The following is a 22,696-nucleotide window of genomic DNA, read 5'->3' on the forward strand; positions in this document are numbered from 1 at the left end:
CCCCAGCACCGATTGAAACCCGCCCTCCCCGCCACTGCTGACAATCGCCACCATGGTCGCGACGCCGGAGAAGGATACGCCCTGCACCAGCGGCAATTGACAACCAAAAAACGGTAAACCCAGGGTTTGCAGCAATGTTGCCAGCCCCCCCGCAAACAATGAAGCAGCAATCAACAAACCGATGTCCGCCGGCGAGAGCCCGGCCGCCTGGCCGATGATCAATGGCACCGCGACGATACCGCCATACATGGTCAGAACATGTTGCAGGCCATAAGCCATATTCGCGCCGATCCCAAGATTTTCGTCCTCGGGCCGTTGGTGTGAAACATGGGGCGTTTTCATGGAGGGGGTTCCCTGGTTTTTGTTATGCGCACACTGTATGCAAGACATAGGACAAATGTCTATAGAGTTGTATACAACTTATCAGTCACAAAATGGATACTTGTCCATTTCCGCCTGACACCCACCCTCCTGGCCACGCCAAAAACCTTGAAATACATCCCTCGCCGCCCACACCCGCGTGCTGACTAGTCTTTTGAATTCCTGGCGACCATCGGTATGGCTCGCCTCTTTTTTATACATATAAAGTATGCATAATGAAGTCATTCGAAATTCAGTTCCACAAGGCCAAGAACGCAGCCAACAAACTCAAGCACCAAGGCATCAGCCTCGCAGAGACTGAACCGGTATTCCATGACGAGCGAGCGCTGACCATCGAGGACAATCACCATGATGAACAACGCTGGATCACCCTGGGGCTGGACGCCAAAGGCCGATTGCTGGTTGTCGTGTACACCCACCGCGATCCGAATTTCGTTCGAATCATTTCCGCGCGCATCGCCACCAAAAGCGAGCGTCGTCAGTACCTGGAGGCATGACCGATGAAAGACGAATACGATTTCAGCAACGCCAGGCGCGGGGCCGTGGCGCCCGCCAAAGGCAAGACCCGCATTACCATCATGCTCGATGACGCAGTCATCGAAGCAGCCCGCGCACTGGCAGAACACGAGGGGTACGGCTACCAGACGGTGATCAACAATACCTTGCGCCGAGCCCTGCTCAACGAAGGCAAGAGCGCACACCTGAAACAAACCCTCACCCCTGCCGAACTCAAGGGTCTGGAGCAGAAGCTGGCAGAGGCCTTGCGCGAAATCCAACGGGTGATGGAACCGGGTGTTCGGCCCTGAAACACAAATGGCCGATCAATCGGATCAGCTCTGTGCGATGCCCAGGATCAGCCTGTTACTGCGGCGCTGCGATCAATCGTTTCAGAGTCCGTGCCAATTGCGCCTGTTCCGGTACGCGAATGCCGAACTCGCTGCCCAGCAGGCCAATCAGTTCCTGAACATCCGTCACCTCCCGCCGCTCGCTGTCATGGCCAATCCGGTGAATCGCGAAGCTGCCATTGTTGAGCGTGCGTCGCCACCCCTCCCCGGTGCGCGCCACCATCAACTGCTTGACGAAAGACGACTCGGGGTGGGTCGAGACGTACCAGTTGCCCACAGCAAAATCGATATCTTCCTGACGTTGCAGGTCGAAGATGTACATCGCTCGCCATTCGCCCGCAACGTTGGCGCGCAGGGTAAAGCCGTCGACGTGCAGATCAATGCGATACGACTCGTGAGGGGTAGCTTGTTCGGCACGGGTATCAAGCAACAGGGGCGCGGTCGGTACCATGCCGCCGAAGCCGACGTCGGTGATGTAGCGCACGTCATCGATGATGACCAGGCTCAGGCGGTGGGTCCGGGCAGTCCAGGAGCCCTCCGGCTGGCCCATCACCACCCGGCCGCTGATGGCACGGGCGTCGAAACCCAATTCCTGTAGCAAGGCCAGGAACAGGTTGTTGAGTTCGTAGCAGTAACCGCCACGACCATCGTGCAAGACCTTCTGCTCTATGGACGGCAAGTCGATCAGCACCGGCTCGCCGGATAATGTGGTGAGGTTTTCAAACGGGAAAACGCCGGTATGGCGCAGTTGCAGCTGGCGCAAGGTTTCCAGGGTCGGCGCTGGAGGTGCATCGAAGCCCAGGCGTTGCAGATACAAAGCACGGTCGGTCAGGCGTGGCTCGCTCATCGTTCAGTCCTTTTGCACGCAGCGGCGGATTGCTCCGCCAGTGGCCGCTATGTATACGGGATCAAGCATTGCCGCCGACAATTGATTTAGCCAATCACCCGGCATGAAAACACTCAACACCGCTTGTGCGAGCCCAATTGAATCCAGGTGGGCGCGTGATCACTGGCATGGGGCTCGTTGCGCACCCACGCATCCACCCCGGCGTCTTGCAGATACGGACTCAGGGCCGGGTTGAGCAGCAGATGGTCAATGCGCAGCCCCGAGTTTTTCTGCCAGTGCTGACGGAAATAATCCCAGAACGTGTAGAGCCGATCCTGTGGATGCAAGTGCCGCAATGAATCGGTCCAGCCCTGGTCCAGCAACCGCTGGTAGCACTCGCGACTTTCCGGTTGCAGCAAGGCGTCCTTGAGCCAGGAGCGCGGGTTGTAGATGTCCAGGTCGGTGGGCACCACGTTGTAGTCCCCCGCCAGCACCACCGGATGTTCGCTGCCTTCAAGCGTCTGCGCGTAACGGATAAGCCGTTCGAACCACGCCAGCTTGTAATCGAATTTCGGCCCCGGTTGCGGGTTGCCGTTGGGCAAATACAGGCAACCCACCAGAACCCCGTGGACAGCGGCTTCCAGATAGCGACTATGGTTGTCGCTGTCATCGCCGGGTAACCCGCGTCGGCTTTCCAGCGGCTGCGCATCCCGCGCCAGGATCGCCACGCCGTTCCAGGACGCCTGACCCTGCCAGATGGCGCCGTAGCCGGCCGCTTCAAGCTCAGCCGCCGGGAATGCGCTGTCCACTGCCTTCAATTCCTGCAGGCAGGCGATATCCGGTTTTTCCCGTTCAAGCCAGGCCAACAGATTCGGCAGGCGTGCGCGCAGGCCATTGACGTTGAACGTGGCGATCCGCAAGTTTTTCATGAACGGACACTCCTGAGGACGAGGTGCCTGACGTGTGGCACCGGCAGGGTGCGTCAGCGGTCCCGGGGGCGCTAGCACCTTGAGCGCACGCCGGTCGATCATAGGCCTTGCTGACGCTGAGAGCTGTGTGGGAGCGAGCTTGCTCGCGATGGCGTCGTATCAGTGGCCAACCATTTGCCTGACCTGTCGCTTTCGCGGGTAAGCCCGCTCCCACAAGGTTCTCGTTTGGCCATGGATCGGCGGCCCCCTTAGGTCTCGTGCCATTCGTCAACCGGATCGGCACCAACCGCGTGACCCTTCACACTAACATCAGGTAACGACTCATCCCGGGAGACGACCATGATGAACAGAAAAATGACTTCACTGCTCATGGCCGGATGGTTGTCGGCGACGTCCCTGGCCACGTTTGCGGCGTCCGGCGATGGTCCTGGCGCGACCGGTACGGCACCCGGCGCAACCCGCAATTCAACTCTGCTGCCAGACAACAACAGGCCCAGCGATCCCTCGGGTAATAACGGGCGCGGACAGAGCCCCGGCTCGTCAAGCGGCAGCACCGGCGTCAATGGCCCGGGCAGTGGCGCGGGCGGCGGCACCGGTGCGCCCGGTGGCGGAACCGGCGGTGCTGGCGGCGGAACAGGTAGCTGGACAGGCAAAAGCCGCCAATGACATGCCGTCATTGGCCGCTTTTTGTGACCTGAGGCCTACATCGGCTTGACCGCTGGCGGGTTCCACTTGCCATTCAGCGCCTCGGCTTTCGGACCGTACAGACGCATGGTCAGGTTGAACGGCCCTTTGGGTGCCGGTAGCCAGTTGGCCTCCAGATCCTTGCCAGGGCTTTCGTTCTGGAAGTAGAGATCCAGCGAGCCATCGGCGTTGTTCTTGAACGGCATCCAGCTACTGACCGCAAAACGATTGAGTGAGTTGGCGACCTGGAACCCTTCCGGGTCATACAGGGTGATCGACCAGAAGGCATTCACTGGCGGCGCCTCGCCCTTGTTGAAATGCAGCATGTACTTGTTTGCGCCCTCGAGCGGCTTGCCGTTGCTGTCGCCGATGTTCAACGGATAAATCGCGTCCTCGGGCAGGTTGGCACCGAGCCCCACCTGCGTAACGATGGCTCGTTTGAGGTAGTAGTTGCCGTAGACACCCATGGTGTCAGTGTTCATCGACCAGCCATTGACCTCTCGCGCCAGGGTCGGCACTTTCCAGGTCATCAAGGCCTGCGCATCCTGGGGCACGCTTTGCAGCGCGGCCTGGATTTGCGGATCCAGCGTGTCCATGTCGAACGACTTGCCGGGTTCGATGCCGATCCGTTTGATCTGCGCCAGCATGGGCTGGTCGGTGCTGTGCGGCGGATTCACTTTCAGCAGTTCGGCAGCGTAAGTGAAGTAGTTGGCAGCCGACATGGAATCGACCTGAATCTTCGGTGGCGTTTTCATGTCCACCGCCGGGTCGACCTTCACGGTGACGGCTTCAGGCTCCTTGCCCAACCGGGACAACGGCGTAACCGTGTAACCGGCCTGGATCTTGTGCACCGCCGCGTAATCCGCCGCGCCATCAGTCTTGGTACGGCCGATGACCCAGACAAACGGAGTTGGCGCCGGCAGGTGGCTCATCCCGGCGGGCACCGTCCCGGTCCATCCCGGCGGCGTCACCAGAAATTGCCCGGCCTCAGTGCCCGTGGTGCGCCAGCCCGGCGAAGCGAATACGTCGGTCCACATATCCAGCATCGGTAACAGGTAGAAACGCCCATCGGTATCGGGCGCGGCGATCACCAGCGGTTCCTTGGTCAAGTCCAGCCAGGCAATCGAATACAACGTGTCGAAATTAGAACGCACCACCCCTCTGAAATCGGCAGGCGGGTACTGCGGCACACTCACAAACATGTTCATCGGGCCTTTACCGAACTCCTTGCCCGGCTCGATGTTGGTGAACTGCTTGCGAGTGACGTCCATGCTCAGCAGCGGGTAAAAATAGATGTAGGCATCCACGCCGATCGAGTGAGCTTCTTCGGCGGTGATTTTCGATTGCGCGTGGCTGGCCAGCGGAAAGATGGCAGTGGCTGCGACGGTCAAAGCAACGGCTGTCAACGTTTGAGGTATCAACATGTTGGCGATCGTCCATGCGAGTGGATGTCTGCCGGGATCGACAGAACAATCGGAACTCTAGACGATCAATTCCGCCAGACCAGGGAGACAGACCACCGGCAGCAACAGCACCTCAACGGTCGGAGCGCATCAACGCCTCGACGCCACCGGCCATCGACAACGTTGCCACGCGGTTTCTCCCCGAATGCTTGGCCTGATACAACGCCGCATCCGCCCGCTCGACAAACACATCCATGCTGTCACGCCCCGACGGCACGAACGAATAGCAACCAAGACTCACCGTCACGTAGCCATTGGGCGAGCCGGTGTGGCTGATGTTCTTGTCGATGACGCTGCGGCGGATCTGCTCGGCAATCGTCATGGCGCCGTGGATGTCAGTGTCCGGCAGCAGCACCGCAAACTCTTCGCCGCCGTAACGCACCGCCAGATCGGCCTTGCGGTGGCAGCAACTCTTCAGCGCGCGTGCCACTTCGGCCAGACAGTGATCCCCCACCACGTGGCCGTAGGTGTCGTTGTAGCGCTTGAAGTAATCGATATCGAGCATGATCAGGCTCAAAGGGCTCACCTGCCGGGCGCCGCGCCCGAACTCGACGTCCAGCGCCCGCTCGAACAATCGGCGGTTGGCCAATCCGGTCAGGCTGTCGTGGGTGGCGATCAGCTCCAGCGCTTGCTGTGCCCTGCGCAAATCCGACTCGACCCGCTCGCCAACACGCACCTGATGCAGGAACACCCACCCGAACAGCCCCACGCCCAGCAATACCAGGGCAACAATGAGACTGGAGCGAAACGCCGTGTCGTACCAGCCCGCGAGAATGGATTCCGTGGACGACGCCGCCGTGACCACCAGCGGATACGCCTCCAGCTGTCGGTAACCGTAAAGGCGTGTCACACCATCGATGATGGATGTGAACATCGCATTGCCGGAGCTGGCCAGTGGCAGGGACTTCTGGAAAATCTCGCTCTGGGCCAGCGACGTGCCGATCTGCGCCTCCACAAAAGGTCGACGCGCCAACAGCGTGCCATCGGTCAGGCCGAGAAACATCGAGCCGTTGTCGTCGAGGCTGAAGCTTTTGAAGAACTGGTCGAAGTACGACATCTTGATCCCGGCCAGCAATACGCCCTGGAAACGGCCGTTCTTGTCGTTGACCCGTTTGGAAACCGGAATGATCCACTCACCGTTTTCCCGACTGCGAATGGCCGGGCCGATATGCGCCACCGACGATACGTTCTGCTGGTGATACTTGAAGTACTCGCGATCGGCGACGCCGGGGCCCCGAGGCAGATTTTCAAACGAGGTCACCACCCACTGGCCCTTCTGGTCGAACAGCAGGATGCCGTGCAACTGATCCAGCGCCAGCACGCGCCGAGCGAAGGTCTGCTGCAAGCGTGGCCGTTGGTCCGGGCCGAACCCGTCGACCTGAATCCAGTCCACCAGGCTGGTCAACACCAGGTCGGCCTTCATGAAGGTGTCTTCGGCTTGCTGCGCCATGGCCCGCGTCAGATTCGAAGACGCCACTTGCGCCAGGCTCAGGTCGTGGCGACGGGACTGTTCCAGTTGCAGGTAGAGCAAACCGCACAGGCACAGGCATACCGTGGCAATGAACAATACCGCGGCCTTGCGCAGTGGTATGCGTTTCAATGCGATGCCAGGGGCGTGGTCCGGGTCGTTAAAGCGCGTGGGCAAAAGTTCATCCTGTCGGGGGCAAGGCATGGGCAACGACCCAAAGCCCTCAGTCTTCGGGCGGCGTAGTTTACGGGGTTATCCAGGACAAATGGGTGGCCACTTGCCCAGCGGTAACACACCGCCCGTCGGTGCTGCCCGGACGCAACGTCCGCACCCTGCCTGCGCTGCAAACATGACCCAGGGCAAGCGCGGCCTGTGCGTCAACGAGCTACGATTAGACAAACCTCAATACAGGGAATCGACATGAGCAAGGCAGACGAACTCGCCGCAAAATTGAAACAGACACGGCTGGCCAGCGCGGATCAGGCGATCGATGGCTGGCCGGGCCAGGTCTACGAACTGTATCAACGCATAGAGACCTGGCTACAGCCGTTGACCGAAGCGGGCCTGATCCTGCGGCGCAACCCCACCCACGTCTTTGAGAGCCACCCCGATGGCGACGCTTACGACTACGCCATCGACCAGTTGGTGATCATCGGCAACGAGCACAGCATTACCTTTGACCCGGTTGCACGCTTCACCGCCGACGGTGAGGGGCGGGTCGAGATCCACACAACAGACAACGAACTCGCCCTGTTGCGCACCGTGGACGAACACGGTGAAACACACTGGTGGCTACAAACGATCGAGCAGGCCACCGCGCAACTGGATGCGGTGGCGCTCACGGAAACCGATCTGCTTGTCGTGGTCCAGCAAGGGCTGGCGCTTTAGGGGCTAATGCCAGTCAGTTAAGCCTTTGAACACCGCAAACCTTGTGGGAGCGAGCTTGCTCGCGATGACGGTTGGACAGTCACGTAAGGGGTGCCTGACAGTTCGCCATCGCGAGCAAGCTCGCTCCCACCGGTTTCGTGTGTTAAGTGATCAGTAATACGCTCCGGCGCCCGTTTCCAGTCTTTCGCTACAGCTTGTTCTGCCCCGTCACCACCAGCGGTATCTCTGCGCGACGCAAGTCCAGAGCGGGCAATTTCGTAGGCTGACTCAAGCCCTGCAGCACCCTGGCATCGTAATCATAAATGTCGGGCTTGAACGTCACCCGCCCGTCATTGCTCAGGTCCACGGTCCAGTAAGCCAACAACACCGGCACTTTCACCGGTAGCGGGATGTTCTCGGTCCTGCCATTGGCCAACTGTTTTTGAATCCCGGCGCTGTTCCAGCGTACCGGGTCGTTAAACAACAGCTCGACCAGTTGCAAGGGGTTTTCCACGCGGATGCAGCCTGAACTGGTGGCCCGGACTGTCTTGGCAAACAGCTCGCGGTGTGGCGTGTCATGCAGGTAAATCGCATAGTCGTTGGGGAAGCGGATCACCACCTGCCCCAGCGAACTGTCGGGCCCGGCATCCTGACGCAGGTGGATGCCTCGCGGGTTGCTCCAGTCGACACTCGACGGATCGAGCACATTGCCTTCGCGATCCAGCACGCGAATCCGGTTGGCCGCCAGATAACCCGGATCGTTCTGGACTTTCGGAATCACGTCCTGCTTGAGGATGGTCGGCGGCACGGTCCAGGTCGGGTTGAACGTGATGTAGGTGATTTCGGCCTGGAATACCGGCGTACTGCGCACCGGCTTGCCGACCTGCACTCGCGAACGCCAGATCGGCAGACCGTCACGGTACATCGCCACCTTGTATCCGGCGATATCGACGATCACAAACGTGCCCTGCAGTTTGTACAACAGCCACCGGGCGCGCTCCATGTTGACCCGCACCTGATCGATCCGCGCCTCGACCGGCACGTTCAGCGCCGCCAGCGTCGCCGCCCCCGCCACGCCATCGGCCCCCAGGTATTGCTCGGTCTGATACTTCTTCACCGCGGCGATGACCTTGTCGTCGTAACCGGCTTTTTTCGACAGGTGCGCGCCCAGGTAACCGCCCGCCACCAGACGCGCACGCAATTGAGCCACCGCCACCCCGTCCATGCCGGGCTTGAGCGATTGCCCTTCAGTGACTTTCGGCCAGCCGCCCGCATCATGGACCTGGCGCAACCGGGCCAGGCCTTCACGCAAATTGCGGTAAATCTCTTCCTGAGGAGGCGCATCGGCGAATGCACGCGCAACGTCATGGGCATCGAGGGCGGCGAACAGGTTGTTCATGTCCTCGTGGGCATTGCCGCCGGCAGGATCGAAATTCCAGTGAATGTCCAGCCGCGACGGATCGACTTTACCCCGGCGCAGTTGCAGCAGCGCGGTGATGAACGTGCGGGTCGCCGCCATGTCAAACATCGCCCGTTGCGCTGTGGAAGGCATGGCCGCCACCAGCGACTCATGGGCCTGAGCCAGTTCGGTGATGCGGAAATCCGCCGGATTCAGGCCGTCGATCCGGGTCTCTTCGAGGCTCTTGAGTAATTGCGCCACGTCACGATCATCCGTCCACGCGGCGCGATAGTTGCGATGCATATAGAAATCCAGCACCACCCGGTTGACATCCACACGCTGATGGCGCCTGGACGTGAGCAACGGCGGAAAGGCCGATCGCAGCGGTTCCAGCGTCGCTTGAATCGCTTGGCCGACCGCGTCGTCGGGCGCCGCGGCATCGATTGTGCTGCTCGCCGCAGATACCGGCTCAATCGGCGAAACTTGCCCAAACGCTGCACCGCTGATCAGAAAGCCCATAAAAAACATGCGGCTTATGACGAATGACCTTGTTAACTGCACCATGGATAATCCTTAATCCCCCGTTTCAAACGGCTAGTTTTCCGCTCGCTGCTAGACTCGAAATTATCATGATGAGACCCGACTATGGCGCTAAACCGCTTTGGCCTTTTATTTGCCATTTTACTGACGTGCCTTTCAGTAACGTCAGCCTACGCCGATTCGCTTGAAAACGCGCTGGTCAAAGCAGCACCCGGCGCCGACGCCAAAGTGATTGCCCTGGCCGTTCGTGCCACTCAATGCAGCCGTGCCCAAGGTGTCGCCCCCGCCCAACGACTGGCGGTGATCGATTACTCCCTGCCCTCGACCGAACAACGCCTGTGGGTCTTCGACCTTAAACGGCGCAAGTTGCTGTTTCACGAACTGGTCGCCCATGGCCGCAACAGCGGTGAAAACATGGCCACGCTGTTCTCCAACCGCAACGAAAGCCACGCCACCAGCATCGGTCTGTTCCGCACCCAGCAAAGCTACCTCGGCCAGAACGGTTACTCGCTGCGCATGGAAGGCCTGGAGCCCGGCTTCAACGATAACGCCTTTGACCGGGCCATCGTCATTCACGGCGCGCCCTATGTCAGCCCGGTGCTGGCCCGCGCCAATGGCCGCATCGGCCGCAGCCTGGGTTGCCCGGCCGTCAGACCGGCGATTGCCCATCGGCTGATTGATTCGATGAAGGACGGGCAATTGTTGTTTTCCTACTACCCGGACCAACGCTGGCTGAAGTCGTCTTCCTACATCAACTGCAGCGGCGACACGGTGGCCTCAAGGGAAAAGTCCACTTCACGCCGGTAAGCGACGCCCAACCTGTCAAAACTGTAATCTTCGCCTCAGCCAGCTGAAAGGCACCGCCTGCTAGCCTCATCGACAAGTTCAACAGGCTGACGGGCGGAACAGACGGCATGCACTCCCACACTTCAAGACGCACCTTCGTCAAAGGCCTGGCCATCGGCGGGCTCTTCGGCGGCCTCGGGTTATGGCGCACGCCGGCCTGGGCAATCAGCAGTCCCGGCGAACCGCAGGTGTTGGCCGGTAATGAATTCGACCTGTTCATCGGCGAATCCCCGGTCAACTTCAGCGGCAGCCCACGCACCGCGATGACCATCAACGGCGGCATCCCCGGCCCGCTGCTGCGCTGGCGTGAAGGCGATACGGTGACGCTGCGGGTGCGCAACAGACTCAAGGACAGCACGTCCATTCACTGGCACGGCATCTTGCTGCCGGCCAACATGGACGGCGTGCCGGGGCTGAGCTTCAAGGGCATCGAGCCCGGCGGCATGTACGTCTACCAGTTCACCGTGCGCCAGAACGGCACCTACTGGTATCACAGCCATTCGGGGTTTCAGGAACAATCCGGCGTCTACGGCCCGCTGGTGATCGACGCCAAAGACCCGGAGCCGTTCCAGTACGACCGTGACTATGTGGTGATGCTCAGCGACTGGACCGACGAAGACCCGGTCGGCCTGATGAAGACGCTGAAAAAACAGTCCGATTACTACAACTTCAACAAACGCACCGTGGGCGATTTCATCCACGACGTCAGCGAAAAAGGCTGGGGGCCGACCGTCGCCGACCGCAAAATGTGGGCCGAGATGAAGATGAACCCCACCGATTTGGCGGACGTCGGCGGCGCCACTTACACCTACCTGTTGAACGGCCAGGCGCCGGATTCGAACTGGACCGGGGTGTTCCGCCCCGGGGAAAAGCTGCGGCTGCGCTTCATCAACGGCTCGGCCATGACCTACTTCGACGTGCGCATCCCCGGCCTGAAAATGACCGTGGTCGCCGCCGATGGCCTGCACGTCAAACCGGTGAGCGTCGACGAGTTTCGCATTGCCGTGGCGGAAACCTTCGACGTTATCGTCGAGCCGACCGAAGCGGCCTACACCCTGTTCGCCCAAGCGATGGATCGCACCGGCTACGCACGGGGCACCCTGGCGGTGAAGACAGGACTGGTTGCGCCGCTGCCGCCACTGGACCCGCGCCCCCTGGTGAACATGGATGACATGGGCATGGGCGGCATGGACCACGGCAGCATGGCGGGCATGGATCACAGCAACATGGCCATGGGCGATATGCCCGGCATGCAGTCCCACCCGGCCTCGGAAACCGACAACCCGCTGGTGGACATGCAAGCCATGTCCACCTCACCGAAACTCGACGACCCCGGCATGGGCCTGCGCAACAACGGGCGCCGCGTACTCACCTACTCCGACCTGCGCAGCACCTTCGAAGACCCGGACGGCCGCGAGCCTGGCCGCACCCTGGAACTGCACCTGACGGGCCACATGGAAAAATTCGCCTGGTCGTTCAACGGCGTGAAGTTCTCTGATGCACAGCCGTTGCGCCTCAAGTACGGCGAGCGGCTGCGGATCGTTCTGGTCAACGACACGATGATGATGCACCCCATCCACCTGCATGGCATGTGGAGCGACCTCGAAGACGAGAACGGCCAGTTCATGGTGCGCAAACACACCATCGACATGCCACCGGGCTCCCGGCGCAGCTATCGGGTCACGGCCGATGCGCTCGGCCGCTGGGCCTATCACTGCCATCTCCTGTACCACATGGAAATGGGCATGTTCCGTGAAGTTCGCGTGGAAGAATGAGGTGCGCCCCATGATTCGATTCACCCCGGTTTTTTTCGCACTCGTGACCTCGACGGCAATGGCCGCCAGCGATGACATGCAAGGCATGGATCACAGCCAGATGGACCACGGCCAGATGCAAGGCATGGATCATAGCCAGATGAACCACGACCAGATGCAAGGCATGGACGAGGGCCAGATGCAGCCCGCCGCCCCCAGCGAAAGTCGCACGCCGATCCCGGTGCTGACCGATGCCGATCGCGCTGCGGTGTATGCCGATCCCGCCGGCCACCACGTACATGACAGCACGCTCAACTCCTTTTTCCTCGCCGACAAACTGGAATGGCAGGACGCCGATGACGGCAGCACACTGGCCTGGGACTTGTCCGGTTGGGTCGGCGGTGACATTGATCGCCTGTGGCTGCGCTCCGAAGGCGAGCGCACCAACGGCGTGACCGAGGACGCGGAAATCCAGGCCCTGTGGGGCCACGCCATATCCCCGTGGTGGGACGTCGTCAGCGGCGTGCGCCAGGACTTCAAACCCGGTGCCCCGCAAACCTGGGCCGCGTTCGGCGTGCAAGGCATGGCGCTGTACAACTTCGAGGCCGAAGCCACGGCCTTCATCGGCGAAGGCGGTCAGAGCGCCGTGCGGCTGGAAGGCGACTACGACATCCTGCTGACCAATCGGCTGATCCTGCAGCCGACCGTCGAGCTCAACGCCTACGGCAAAAACGATCCGCAACGGGGCATCGGCGCGGGGCTGTCCAACACCGAGGCTGGTTTGCGCCTACGCTACGAAATCCGCCGGGAATTCGCGCCCTACCTCGGCGTGACCTGGAACCGCACCTACGGCAACACCGCCGACTACGCCAACGACGAAGGCGAGGACCGCAGCGAAACCCGCCTCGTGCTCGGTGTTCGGATGTGGTTCTGAACAGACTCACCCAAAACCAACAACAACCGCTTCGAGCGGTAAAGGACCTTGCATGCGCTTCTTCAAACCCACCGCTATCGCAGTCGCGTTGCTCAGCGGCCTGCTTGTTAGCACCCTCGCTCAAGCGCACCCCAAACTACTCTCTTCCACCCCGGCGGAAGGTGTAGAAGGTGCATCACCCGACAAGATCGAACTGCACTTCTCCGAAAACCTCGTCACCCAGTTTTCCGGTGCAAAACTGCTGATGACCGAAATGGCCGGCATGGCCCATGCCCCGATGCCGGTCAAGGCCAAAGTCAGCGGCGGCAGCGATCCGAAGACCATGTTCATCATCCCGGCAGCGCCCCTGGCTGCCGGCACCTACAAGGTCGAATGGCGCGCGGTGTCGTCGGACACCCACCCGATCACCGGCAACGTCACCTTCAAAGTGAAATGATCGATGAGCGACTCGGCCAACGTCGTGCTGCGGTTTGTGTTGTATGTGGATTTGATGTTGTTGTTTGGCGTGGCGCTGTTCGGGCTCTACAGCTTCAAGGGACAGGAACGGCAATCCGGGACAGTCTTGCCCTTTCGCCGGTTATTGACGGGAACAGCCGGGCTCGGCGCGCTGCTGTCCATCGCCGGCATGGTGCTGATGGTCCGCGTCATGAGCGGTGAATCAGACGTTACCGAGTTGCGCCCTCACCTCGAAATGATGCTGTTCGAGACGGACGTCGGGTTGGCCTGGGCCGTGCGGATGATTGCATTAGCGGTCGCGGGTTTGGCGTTGATGCTCAACCCACGCGCCCCCGGCATCAGCCTGGTGATCGCCGCCACGGCCGGCGGCATCGCCCTCGCCAGCCTGGCCTGGAGCGGGCATGGCGCCATGGACGAAGGCAGTCGCCGTTATTGGCATTTCGCTACGGACATCCTGCACCTGTTGGTGGCGGGTGTCTGGCTCGGCGCGTTGCTGGCGTTTGCGTTGATGGCGCAACCCCGGGCCCTGCAAACCGAAGCGCACATACGGTTGCTGGCTCACGCAGTCAGGCGATTTGAGCTTGTCGGTGCGCTGGTCGTTGTGATCATCACCGTGACGGGCGTGGTGAACTACCTCTTCATTGTCGGGCCGAAACTCGATGAGGTTTTACTCAGCCACTACGGAGTTTTGCTGGCGATCAAAGTACTGCTGTTTGCCGGGATGCTGGTGTTGGCGGCGCTGAACCGCTTTTATCTTGGCCCCTTGCTGGAGCGGTCGTTGCGAGAGGGCCAGTATCGCGTGGCAGCCCATGCACTTCGACGCAGTGTGTGGGTGGAAATGGCCGCGGCGATATTGATTTTGGGGTTGGTGGCGTGGCTGGGTACGTTGAGCCCGGAAGTGGAGTGAGTCATCTTCAGGGGCGTTGATTTTTCACACCGGTGAAAGTTTCACTACACTCCCCTTTCAAAACCACTCCAGCACAAAAGCCCGATAACAATGACGAAAATCAAAAGAGCAATGATGCTCGGCGGCTTGCTCGCACTCTCCCTTGGCGCCCAGGCAGAACCTTCGCATCTGGACAGCGTCATGCAACAGGGACAACTGCGCGTCTGCACCACCGGCGACTACAAGCCCTACACCCTCAAAGCCGAGGACGGCGAATACTCCGGCATCGACATCGCCATGGCCCGCGCCCTGGCCGACAGCCTTGGCGTCAAGGTCGAGTGGGTGCCCACCACCTGGAAAACCCTGATGCCCGACATGCTCGCCGGCAAGTGCGACATCGCCATGGGCGGCATCTCGGTCACCCTGGAACGGCAGAAAAAAGCCTTCTTCAGCAGCATCCTGGACGTCGACGGCAAAATCCCGCTGGTGCGCTGCGAAGACCAGGCGCTGTACCAGACCGTCGAACAGATCAACCAGCCAACGGTTCGCCTGGTCGAACCCGCCGGCGGTACCAACGAAGCCTTCGTCCACGCCTTCCTGCCCAAGGCGCAATTGAAGTTGCACGACAACGTGACCATCTTTCAAGAACTGCTGGATAAAAAAGCCGACGTGATGATCACCGACGCATCCGAGGCGCTGTATCAGCAGAAGCTCAAGCCGGGCCTGTGCGCGGTCAACCCCACGCACTACATGCAATACGGCGAAAAAGCCTACCTGCTGCCCCGCGACGACATCACCTGGAAGCTGTACGTCGATCAGTGGCTGCAACTGGCCAAGGCGACAGGCAACTACCAGAAGATTCTGCGCCAATGGCTGGCGGTGCCTGACGCCAAGTAACGGATCGTTTTTTTCGCACAACAAAGGGCGCCCCCAAAGGAGCGCCCTTCTTCATTGCGGAGCGCGTATCAATCGTCGTGCAGCAAACCGGAACCGTATTCGCCGAAGCTATTGCCGAGCGCACTGCCATGGAAATTCATCTTGTCGGGATTGCTGCTGGTCGGCCCCGGGCCAAACCCGGCCGGCTGCACCGAGTCGGCAGAATAATCACGATGGGCGCTCACACCCGAACAGGCGCTCAACAACAAAGCACCGGCAAGCAGCGAGACTTTGACGAGGTTTGCGATCATTTTTTGATTCCTGTGGGTTGAGGCGCGGGGCCTGGCGTTTGGCGGTCATCCTATGCCTCGTCTGTGCCGGGCAACATGAAACTTTGGAGGGTGACAGCGTTGGTTCAGGAACCGTGCGCACCTGGCGATCTCTCACTTCCACTACCTTACGGATCGACATTGTCCAATGCCCGATTCACCAACAACTCCCCCACCACCGCCAACTGTTGAATCGACAGCGCCAAACTGCGGGTTGAACCTTCGAGCTTGCAAGCCAGGTCAGTGGTCAAGACGTTCAACGATGCAAGGGTTTCACAGGCGTGACAGAGGAGCGTTTCAGTGTCGACGTTGGGCAGAATGGTGAACACATGGCAGACGGGATCAGCGTGATTCGGATTTCGTAGACGTTTGCTGACAACCCGCTGAGAGTCAGCGGAGAGTTGACCAAGATCGAGAGAGTCGGAAGCTATTGCGGTTTCCGGAGGGTCAGGCGTTATCTTTTTCATCGTTATCGTTCCTAGAATTAACCAAAGGAACTGCCAGCATCACTTCCACATGATGGGGTGGCAGCTGTGCGCAGGTGTGGAAGACCGGGGATCTAGGAACCCGGCGCACCCGAAAGTGCCCCGCGCACAGCCGCCATAATTTAACAGCAGACATGAAAAAAGCGCCTGCTTAAATTTAGGTGGCGCCTATGCGCCTAGATCTTGTGAAGGGCTTCCACACCCTTGTCGCTGAATTTGCAGCGACGGAGGGAGGTTAATCGGGTGATCAGAGGTAGGGCAATATGGGCAATGTGGACGCGATTTGAGGGAAATCTCCTACTTTTTCGTGATGTTATCAACGCAATACCCAGCACCTGCTAAATCGCCCTGAGGCATGCCCAAACCCCACAAGCCCCATTCCTGATAAACTCCTCCACCTCCCAGCCTCACCGATTCCAGATCCCCCATGTCCGTAACCACCGCCACACCCGCCCCGCTTTCCCGCCGTTTCTCCGTCGCACCCATGATGGATTGGACCGACCGCCACTGCCGCTTCTTCCTGCGCCTGCTGTCGAAAAACGCCCTGCTCTACACCGAAATGGTCACCACCGGTGCCCTGCTCAACGGTGATCACGAGCGTTTCCTGCGGCACAACGAAGCCGAGCACCCGCTCGCGCTGCAACTGGGTGGCAGTGTGCCGCTGGACCTGGCCGCATGTGCGCGCATGGCGCAGGAGCATGGTTACGATGAGGTGAACCTGAATGTCGGCTGCCCGAGTGATCGGGTGCAGAACAATATGATCGGCGCGTGCTTGATGGGGCATCCGCAGTTGGTGGCCGATTGTGTGAAGGCGATGCGTGATGCGGTGTCGATTCCGGTGACGGTCAAGCACCGTATCGGGATCAATGGCCGGGACAGTTACGAGGAGCTGTGTGATTTCGTCGGCACGGTGCGGGATGCCGGGTGCACCAGTTTTACCGTGCATGCACGGATCGCGATTCTGGAGGGGTTGTCGCCGAAGGAGAACCGTGACATCCCGCCCCTGCGTTATGACGTGGCAGCGCGGTTGAAGGCGGATTTTCCTGAGCTGGAGATTATCCTCAACGGCGGGATCAAGACGCTGGAGGCTTGCCACGAACATTTGCAGACGTTTGACGGCGTGATGTTGGGCCGCGAGGCGTATCACAACCCTTATGTGATGGCCGAGGTGGACCAGCAGCTGTTCGGCAGCGCGGCGCCGGTGATCAGCCGGGCTGAGGCGCTGGCGCAGTTGCGTCCTTATATAGCGGCGCACATCGCGGCAGGTGGTTCGATGCACCACATCACTCGCCATGTGCTTGGGCTGGGCACCGGGTTCCCGGGAGCACGCAAGTTTCGGCAGTTATTGTCGGTGGACATTCACAAGGCCAAAGAGCCTTTGGCGTTGCTGGATCAAGCGGCGGAGTTGCTTGAGGGGCGTTAACGGTCGGTCTTGTTGAACCTGTGGGGCGTTTTGGCATCGTATTCTTCGATACCGCACCCCACCTTTCAAACACCTGTTTTCAGGTTGTTGCCACAGGGGGCATTGATACACGTACACGCCCTTGAGTGGCTGTCAGCGCTCGGGTAATGTCATCAGACCCATAGGACAGAGCACGCTCATGACTTCCAAGCTGGAACAACTCAAACAAATGACAACCGTGGTTGCCGACACCGGCGACTTCGAAGCTATCGCTCGCGTTAAGCCCGTGGACGCCACCACCAACCCTTCCCTGCTGCTCAAGGCCGCGGCCATTCCTGCGTATGCCGAGCTGCTGAACGCCTGCGTCAATGACTGCAAGGGCGATGTGGGCCTGGCCAGCGACCGTTTTGGCGTGGCCGTGGGGCAAGAAATCCTGAAAGTGATTCCGGGCCGCATTTCCACCGAAGTGGATGCGCGCCTGTCGTTCGACACTGATGCCATGCTCAAGCGTGCGCATCGCCTGATCGAGCTGTACGACAAGGCCGGTATTGGCCGCGACCGCGTGCTGATCAAGATCGCGTCCACCTGGGAAGGCATCCGCGCTGCCGAGATCCTGGAAAAGGAAGGCATCCAGACCAACCTGACCCTGCTGTTCTCCTTTGCCCAGGCGGCCGCCTGTGCCGACGCCGGGGTGTTCCTGATTTCGCCGTTCGTGGGCCGTATCTACGACTGGTACAAGAAAGCCAACGGCAACGACTACACCGGCGCGGATGATCCGGGCGTGCAGTCGGTGACGCGCATCTACAACTACTACAAGGCCAATGACTACAAGACCGTGGTCATGGGGGCGAGCTTCCGCAACCTGGGCCAGATCGAGCAACTGGCCGGCTGTGACCGCCTGACCATCAGCCCGGACCTCATCGACAAGCTGGCCGCGGATACCGGCAAGCTGGAGCGCAAACTGGCGCCTGGCCATGCCGGTGAAGCGCGCCTGAGCCTAAACGAATCGCAGTTCCGCTGGCTGTCCAACGAAGATGCGATGGCGACCGAGAAACTCGCTGAAGGCATTCGTCAGTTCGCGCGGGATCAGGAGAAGCTCGAGGCGTTGTTGCAGGCCAAGCTGTGATCTGAGTGGGTGTAATGCAAAAAGGGCGAACCTGTGAGGGTTCGCCCTTTTTTGTATGTGTTTGGTGACTGGCAGGACGCCATCGCGAGCTTGCTCGCGATGGGGGTCTGGCTGACCCACATCAATTCAGGGGATCAATGGCGTTCGAGCGCATTCACCAGGTCATGGAAGGCTTCACGATTGGTGTCGTTCAGGCCCATGAGGATCTTGTGCGCTTCGAGCACCTTGATCCGCACCACTTCTTCGGACTGATCCTGGTCTGGCAGGTCGTCCAGGCATTCCGGGCACGGAACCGGCTTGTCAACGATGTTGAACACCTGCTCGAAGCCCATGGACTGCAGCAGCCGCGTGATGTCTTCGTGGGTGGTGACGACGGTCGGCAGCAGGCCAACCTTCTGCCGCGACAGGATCGACAGCTTGGCCAGCAGGCCAAGTGTGGTGCTGTCGATGCTGCGGGTTTCGGTCAGATCGATCACGATCGAATTGAAATTCAACGCGCTGAAGATCCGCTCAATAGTCGCATCCAACGCCGAACACAGGGTCAGGCGAACTTCACCGACGAACTTCAGGACGAAGGTGCCATCCTGCTCGGCGAACTGGATTCTACCGGTACTCATCAAAGATTCCTGCTCAACACCAACAGGGCGATATCATCCGGCATCTCCCCTAGCGTGGCCAATCCAAAAACCTGCCGCAGCCCATCCAGGGTGCCGCCCGCTGCCTTGACCCGTTGGGGCAACGCCGCTTCTTTCTCTTTGAGTGTGGGTTCTGGCAAAAGATCCAGAATGCCATCAGACATCAGCGTCAGGCTGAACGTCGGTGGCAGTTCCAGCACGTGGTCTTCGTAGGTGGCTTCGTTGAAGAGGCCCACCGGCAGACCACGCCCTTGCAGATAACGAACACTGTCTGGCGTGTACAACACTGGCAACGGCAAATGACCGCCGATGCTATAGGTCAACAAACCGGTCTCCTCGTCGATGACTCCACCGACCATTGTGACGTGTTTACCCAGCTTACAACTGATCAGGCCCCGGTTGATATGACCAAGAACCTCTGAAGGCTTGAATTCCGGCAGGGTGCCGCTGCGCTTGGATTCGAACAGCAAGCGCGTGGTCATGAACTTCAACAGCACGGTGACGAAGGCTGAGGAGGCGCCGTGACCGGAAACGTCCGCCAGGTAAAAGGCGACCCGGCGCTCGTCGACCCGGAAGTAGTCGACGAAATCACCCGACAGGTACAGCGACGGGATGATCTGGTGAGCAAACTTGAACTCGTCGATGGTCCAGGGGCTGACCGGCAGCATGTTCATCTGCACCTGGCGACCGGCGTTCTGATCCTCCTGGAGCAGGTTCAGGCTGGCTTCGAGCTCGCGATTGGCCTTCTCCAGCTTCTCGCGGTAGCGCTGGTTCTCCAGCAGCAGGCGCGCACGATCCAGGGCCCGGCGCACAGAGTGCTCGAGCACAGCCAGATCTTCGAGAGGCTTGATCAGGTAGTCCGCCGCGCCCAGGCGCAGGGCTTCGACCGCGTCATTCATCACGCCGGCACCCGACACCACGATCACCGGGGTTTGCGGCGACAGTTCGGTGACCTGGCGAATGAGTTCGAGTCCACCCATCTGCGGCATGCGCAGATCGCAGATGACCAAGTCGGGCTTGTCTTGCTCGAATACCTGAAGACCCTGCTGACCATTGCTGGCCTGCAAGACGCTGAAACCACTGTCTTCCAAATAGGCGGCGAGGCTCGCGCGCACTACTTCGTCATCATCGATTATCAGCAGCGTGGCACTGGTTTTTGGCATGTGGGCAAACGGCGCCAGAATTAGGTTGGCGTAGCAGGCGGGGATTTTGGCCCGGCGCTGACTACTGGATTCGCTTTCTAGCCTCTCTGTCGCACCGCTTTCGGGCAATTGCCCTACACACGTGTTCACCAGAGGTGCCCTTCTAAGGCGCAGACGGTACTCCCATCCGCGGGGCGTTTCAAGCTCACGCCGATGGTCGCTTGACGTCTTTATTTGTCAAATCACCGAGAGTTATAAGAACAGGCAAATCCGTAACCCAATGGAAGGTTCGAACCCACGAGCCAAACCGGCCGGGACTACAGTGAAAACCGCGATTTCATCCGCATGCGGCTCTTCGCAGACAAAAAAGGCGGCCTTGATGGCCGCCTTTTTCAGTTTACCGGTCGAGATCAAAAATCGTCTTCGACCTGACCGTCTTTCACCTTGAATTCACGGTTCTGCAAGTATGCATTACGGATGAAGGTGTACTTGTCGCCGGTGATCAGCTTCTCGCTCGACAGCAGGTTGGCACGGGTATCGATGATGTCCAGGGCGTGGAACGAGTTACGCACCGAAACGTCGTTTACGTAACGATAAGCGCCGGTGTAGCTGTCGACGTACTTCGACGGCGTATCACGCAAGGTGCTTGGCCCCAGCAGCGGCAGCATCACGTAAGGGCCGCTGCCGACACCCCAGTAGCCCAGCGTCTGACCGAAGTCTTCGTCATTGCGCTGCAGGCCCATTTTCGTGCCGACATCAATGACGCCCAGCAAGCCGAAGGTGGTGTTGAAAATGATTCGTGCGGTATCAACGCCTGCGGCACGAGGTTTGGCCTGCAGGATATCGTTGGCCAGGTTGCGCACATCGCCGATATTACGGAAGAAGTTGTGAACGCCGTCTTCGACAAACTGCGGCGTCACGTACTGGTAGCCCTGGGCCAGGGGTTTGAGCGCGTAGGTGTCGATCACGTCGTTGAACTTGAAAATCGGGCGGTTGACGCTTTCCCAAGGATCCTCTTCCGTGGCTGCCTGGGCAGCGAACGGAACCAGCATCACACTGGCGCATACACAAATCCTGGCTAGATGATTGCTCCAGCGCATAGAAAAAAACTCCTTGGTTTGTACTGGCTCGGGCACTTGGCCCAGGCAATAAGTTGGCAAGTATAAGACGTAAACGCCGTTTAACGCACTTTGTACGAGATCCACACGGAAGGAATCGTGCCAAATGTGAGCGTTTCACATCCATGTCATTCAACTGTCACCGTCGTCCACTAGCCTTCAGGCTATTTCAGGGACGTCCACATGCCGCTCGCCGAAGCCTTGCCTCAAACCGCACCCAGCCTGACCGCCGTACTGTTCGGCCTCAGTGGCTGCCTGGTGGATTTCGGCGCGCACACGCACCGGCACGGCAGCCACTCGGCCGAACACGCCGAGGCCACGCCCGGCGCACTGGATAGCCTGCGCAGCTTGCAGCGCCAGCAAATCCCCTGCGCCTGGCTCGATGAACTGCCCCCTGCCCTCAGCCAAACCCTGGCCGCGGCGCTGCCGGAATGGATCAAACCCTCGCAACATTCAGCTACAAACAACCCATGGCCCGCCCCGAATGCCTGCTGGCACGCCTTGATGACCCTGAACGTCGAGCGACTCGACGGCTGCGTACTGGTGAGCGGTGAACCCCGTTTGCTGCAAGCGGGGCTCAATGCCGGGTTGTGGACCATCGGTCTGGCATCCTGCGGCTCGCTGTGCGGGCTGGCGCCCGAGCAATGGCAAGCGCTGCCCCCGCAGGAGCGCGACATCAAACGCGCCAAGGCGACAATGCAACTGTTTGGTCTGGGCGTGCATTCGGTGATCGATCATCTCGGTGAACTCGACACCTGCCTGGCCGATATCAGCTTGCGTCGGCTCAAGGGCGAAAAGCCCTGATCGAGATCATGCACGTTGGCCGCGAGTGGATTAATCTAAAGGTCAGCCATCGACCTTTGGCCTGCCGCCATGGTCTATGCCAGTGCCTATCGATAAAAGAAGGAAGAACGCCATGCCTGCCCGCGAACTGCAAGAACAGCTCAATGCCCTGCGCGAGCAATTGGAACAGAATCCTCCATTGTCTGAAGCCGAACGCGCAGAGTTGAGCGAACTGATGCAACAGATCGAGTTGAAGCTTGAACTCGAAACCAAAACCCAGGATTCCAGCCTCGCCGATGGCGTCAACCTGGCCGTGGAACGCTTCGAGCTCGAACACCCTACCCTTGCCGGCACCCTGCGTAACATAGGGCAGGCCTTGGCCAATATGGGAATCTGAACCCCGCCAGACGCAAAAAAGCCCTGCTAGTGATAGCAGGGCTTTTTCTTTTCTGCACTTGGCAATGCAAGTCCCCTGTGGGAGCGGGCTTGCTCGCGAAAGCGGTGGGTCAGTCAACATCATCG

25 protein-coding genes are annotated in these 22,696 nt (G+C 59.9%); 14 read left to right on the top strand and 11 right to left on the bottom strand.

Annotation, left to right across the window (positions count from 1 at the left end):
- A partial coding sequence (locus KGA98_RS15730; protein ID WP_317848891.1) for a solute carrier family 23 protein occupies nucleotides 1-342 on the bottom strand: 342 nt, incomplete at its 3' end.
- Nucleotides 343-596: 254 nt separating this feature from the next.
- On the opposite strand from KGA98_RS15730, the gene KGA98_RS15735 reads away from it, so the two are divergent.
- Nucleotides 597-878: a BrnT family toxin gene (locus KGA98_RS15735; protein ID WP_057715593.1), complete on the top strand. Its 282-nt coding sequence runs from the start codon at nucleotides 597-599 to the stop codon at nucleotides 876-878.
- Between the two features lie 3 nt (nucleotides 879-881).
- A complete protein-coding gene (locus KGA98_RS15740; RefSeq protein WP_090454198.1) occupies nucleotides 882-1,187 on the top strand; it encodes a BrnA antitoxin family protein in 306 nt (101 codons plus the stop codon).
- Nucleotides 1,188-1,242: 55 nt separating this feature from the next.
- On the opposite strand, the gene KGA98_RS15745 is transcribed toward KGA98_RS15740, so the two are convergent.
- Both KGA98_RS15745 and KGA98_RS15750 read right to left on the bottom strand, forming a co-directional pair.
- Nucleotides 1,243-2,073, bottom strand: a complete 831-nt coding sequence (locus KGA98_RS15745) for an arylamine N-acetyltransferase family protein (RefSeq protein ID WP_150812495.1) — start codon at nucleotides 2,071-2,073, stop codon at nucleotides 1,243-1,245.
- A gap of 113 nt (nucleotides 2,074-2,186) precedes the next feature.
- The gene (locus KGA98_RS15750) at nucleotides 2,187-2,981 is read right to left on the bottom strand and encodes an exodeoxyribonuclease III (RefSeq protein ID WP_150812494.1); all 795 of its coding nucleotides are present in this window, start codon (nucleotides 2,979-2,981) and stop codon (nucleotides 2,187-2,189) included.
- Nucleotides 2,982-3,320: 339 nt separating this feature from the next.
- On the opposite strand from KGA98_RS15750, the gene KGA98_RS15755 reads away from it, so the two are divergent.
- On the top strand, nucleotides 3,321-3,647 hold the full coding sequence (locus tag KGA98_RS15755; protein ID WP_191626072.1) for a hypothetical protein: 327 nt from the start codon (nucleotides 3,321-3,323) through the stop codon (nucleotides 3,645-3,647).
- A gap of 35 nt (nucleotides 3,648-3,682) precedes the next feature.
- Here KGA98_RS15755 and KGA98_RS15760 read toward each other — a convergent pair whose 3' ends face one another.
- Together KGA98_RS15760 and KGA98_RS15765 are read right to left on the bottom strand one after the other, a co-directional pair.
- A complete protein-coding gene (locus KGA98_RS15760) occupies nucleotides 3,683-5,089 on the bottom strand; it encodes a DUF1254 domain-containing protein (protein ID WP_150812493.1) in 1,407 nt (468 codons plus the stop codon).
- 112 nt (nucleotides 5,090-5,201) lie between these two features.
- Nucleotides 5,202-6,773 carry a GGDEF domain-containing protein gene (locus KGA98_RS15765; protein WP_150812492.1) on the bottom strand — a complete coding sequence of 524 codons (1,572 nt, stop codon included), beginning with the start codon at nucleotides 6,771-6,773 and terminating at the stop codon, nucleotides 5,202-5,204.
- Between the two features lie 243 nt (nucleotides 6,774-7,016).
- Between KGA98_RS15765 and KGA98_RS15770 the strand changes: the two genes are divergently transcribed.
- Nucleotides 7,017-7,484 carry a hypothetical protein gene (locus KGA98_RS15770; protein WP_150812491.1) on the top strand — a complete coding sequence of 156 codons (468 nt, stop codon included), beginning with the start codon at nucleotides 7,017-7,019 and terminating at the stop codon, nucleotides 7,482-7,484.
- Between the two features lie 187 nt (nucleotides 7,485-7,671).
- On the opposite strand, the gene KGA98_RS15775 is transcribed toward KGA98_RS15770, so the two are convergent.
- Nucleotides 7,672-9,426: a murein L,D-transpeptidase gene (locus KGA98_RS15775; protein WP_154860624.1), complete on the bottom strand. Its 1,755-nt coding sequence runs from the start codon at nucleotides 9,424-9,426 to the stop codon at nucleotides 7,672-7,674.
- An 81-nt stretch (nucleotides 9,427-9,507) separates the two neighbouring features.
- Here KGA98_RS15775 and KGA98_RS15780 point away from each other — a divergent pair, with 81 nt between their 5' ends.
- The 6 genes from KGA98_RS15780 to KGA98_RS15805 all read left to right on the top strand — a co-directional run bounded on the left by KGA98_RS15780 (nucleotide 9,508) and on the right by KGA98_RS15805 (nucleotide 15,175).
- A complete protein-coding gene (locus KGA98_RS15780; protein WP_102668829.1) occupies nucleotides 9,508-10,209 on the top strand; it encodes a murein L,D-transpeptidase catalytic domain family protein in 702 nt (233 codons plus the stop codon).
- Nucleotides 10,210-10,316: 107 nt separating this feature from the next.
- Nucleotides 10,317-12,023, top strand: coding sequence for a copper resistance system multicopper oxidase (locus tag KGA98_RS15785; RefSeq protein WP_150812489.1), 1,707 nt, complete (start codon nucleotides 10,317-10,319; stop codon nucleotides 12,021-12,023).
- 10 nt (nucleotides 12,024-12,033) lie between these two features.
- Nucleotides 12,034-12,936, top strand: coding sequence for a copper resistance protein B (locus KGA98_RS15790; RefSeq protein WP_090454179.1), 903 nt, complete (start codon nucleotides 12,034-12,036; stop codon nucleotides 12,934-12,936).
- Nucleotides 12,937-12,988: 52 nt separating this feature from the next.
- The gene (gene copC / locus KGA98_RS15795) at nucleotides 12,989-13,372 is read left to right on the top strand and encodes a copper homeostasis periplasmic binding protein CopC (protein ID WP_150812488.1); all 384 of its coding nucleotides are present in this window, start codon (nucleotides 12,989-12,991) and stop codon (nucleotides 13,370-13,372) included.
- Nucleotides 13,373-13,375: 3 nt separating this feature from the next.
- Nucleotides 13,376-14,299 carry a copper homeostasis membrane protein CopD gene (gene copD / locus KGA98_RS15800; RefSeq protein ID WP_150812487.1) on the top strand — a complete coding sequence of 308 codons (924 nt, stop codon included), beginning with the start codon at nucleotides 13,376-13,378 and terminating at the stop codon, nucleotides 14,297-14,299.
- 90 nt (nucleotides 14,300-14,389) lie between these two features.
- Complete coding sequence (locus tag KGA98_RS15805; RefSeq protein WP_223502766.1) at nucleotides 14,390-15,175, top strand: transporter substrate-binding domain-containing protein; 786 nt, start codon at nucleotides 14,390-14,392, stop codon at nucleotides 15,173-15,175.
- Between the two features lie 68 nt (nucleotides 15,176-15,243).
- Here KGA98_RS15805 and KGA98_RS15810 read toward each other — a convergent pair whose 3' ends face one another.
- Entirely contained in the window at nucleotides 15,244-15,465 is a 222-nt protein-coding gene (locus KGA98_RS15810) for a hypothetical protein (RefSeq protein WP_150812485.1), read from the bottom strand.
- A gap of 146 nt (nucleotides 15,466-15,611) precedes the next feature.
- Complete coding sequence (locus KGA98_RS15815; RefSeq protein ID WP_150812484.1) at nucleotides 15,612-15,950, bottom strand: DUF6124 family protein; 339 nt, start codon at nucleotides 15,948-15,950, stop codon at nucleotides 15,612-15,614.
- A 445-nt stretch (nucleotides 15,951-16,395) separates the two neighbouring features.
- Between KGA98_RS15815 and dusA the strand changes: the two genes are divergently transcribed.
- Both dusA and tal read left to right on the top strand, forming a co-directional pair.
- Nucleotides 16,396-17,391, top strand: coding sequence for a tRNA dihydrouridine(20/20a) synthase DusA (dusA, locus tag KGA98_RS15820; protein WP_218542950.1), 996 nt, complete (start codon nucleotides 16,396-16,398; stop codon nucleotides 17,389-17,391).
- A gap of 178 nt (nucleotides 17,392-17,569) precedes the next feature.
- Complete coding sequence (gene tal / locus KGA98_RS15825; RefSeq protein ID WP_057715632.1) at nucleotides 17,570-18,496, top strand: transaldolase; 927 nt, start codon at nucleotides 17,570-17,572, stop codon at nucleotides 18,494-18,496.
- A 134-nt stretch (nucleotides 18,497-18,630) separates the two neighbouring features.
- Here tal and rssC read toward each other — a convergent pair whose 3' ends face one another.
- The 3 genes from rssC to KGA98_RS15840 all read right to left on the bottom strand — a co-directional run bounded on the left by rssC (nucleotide 18,631) and on the right by KGA98_RS15840 (nucleotide 21,373).
- Nucleotides 18,631-19,113: an anti-sigma factor antagonist RssC gene (gene rssC / locus KGA98_RS15830; RefSeq protein WP_057715633.1), complete on the bottom strand. Its 483-nt coding sequence runs from the start codon at nucleotides 19,111-19,113 to the stop codon at nucleotides 18,631-18,633.
- Nucleotides 19,113-20,294, bottom strand: coding sequence for a two-component system response regulator RssB (gene rssB, locus KGA98_RS15835; protein ID WP_057715634.1), 1,182 nt, complete (start codon nucleotides 20,292-20,294; stop codon nucleotides 19,113-19,115). The genes rssC and rssB overlap by 1 nt, the downstream gene beginning before the upstream one ends.
- Nucleotides 20,295-20,683: 389 nt before the next feature.
- Nucleotides 20,684-21,373, bottom strand: coding sequence for a VacJ family lipoprotein (locus tag KGA98_RS15840; protein ID WP_150812442.1), 690 nt, complete (start codon nucleotides 21,371-21,373; stop codon nucleotides 20,684-20,686).
- A gap of 201 nt (nucleotides 21,374-21,574) precedes the next feature.
- On the opposite strand from KGA98_RS15840, the gene KGA98_RS15845 reads away from it, so the two are divergent.
- Both KGA98_RS15845 and KGA98_RS15850 read left to right on the top strand, forming a co-directional pair.
- Nucleotides 21,575-22,195 (top strand): HAD family phosphatase, encoded by a 621-nt coding sequence (locus tag KGA98_RS15845; RefSeq protein ID WP_150812441.1) that lies wholly within the window; start codon nucleotides 21,575-21,577, stop codon nucleotides 22,193-22,195.
- A 112-nt stretch (nucleotides 22,196-22,307) separates the two neighbouring features.
- Nucleotides 22,308-22,571, top strand: coding sequence for a DUF4404 family protein (locus KGA98_RS15850; RefSeq protein WP_150812440.1), 264 nt, complete (start codon nucleotides 22,308-22,310; stop codon nucleotides 22,569-22,571).
- The last annotated feature ends 125 nt before the right edge of the window (nucleotides 22,572-22,696 follow it).

The organism is Pseudomonas sp. BF-R-24, from assembly GCF_019947335.1.
GTDB lineage: Bacteria > Pseudomonadota > Gammaproteobacteria > Pseudomonadales > Pseudomonadaceae > Aquipseudomonas > Aquipseudomonas jessenii.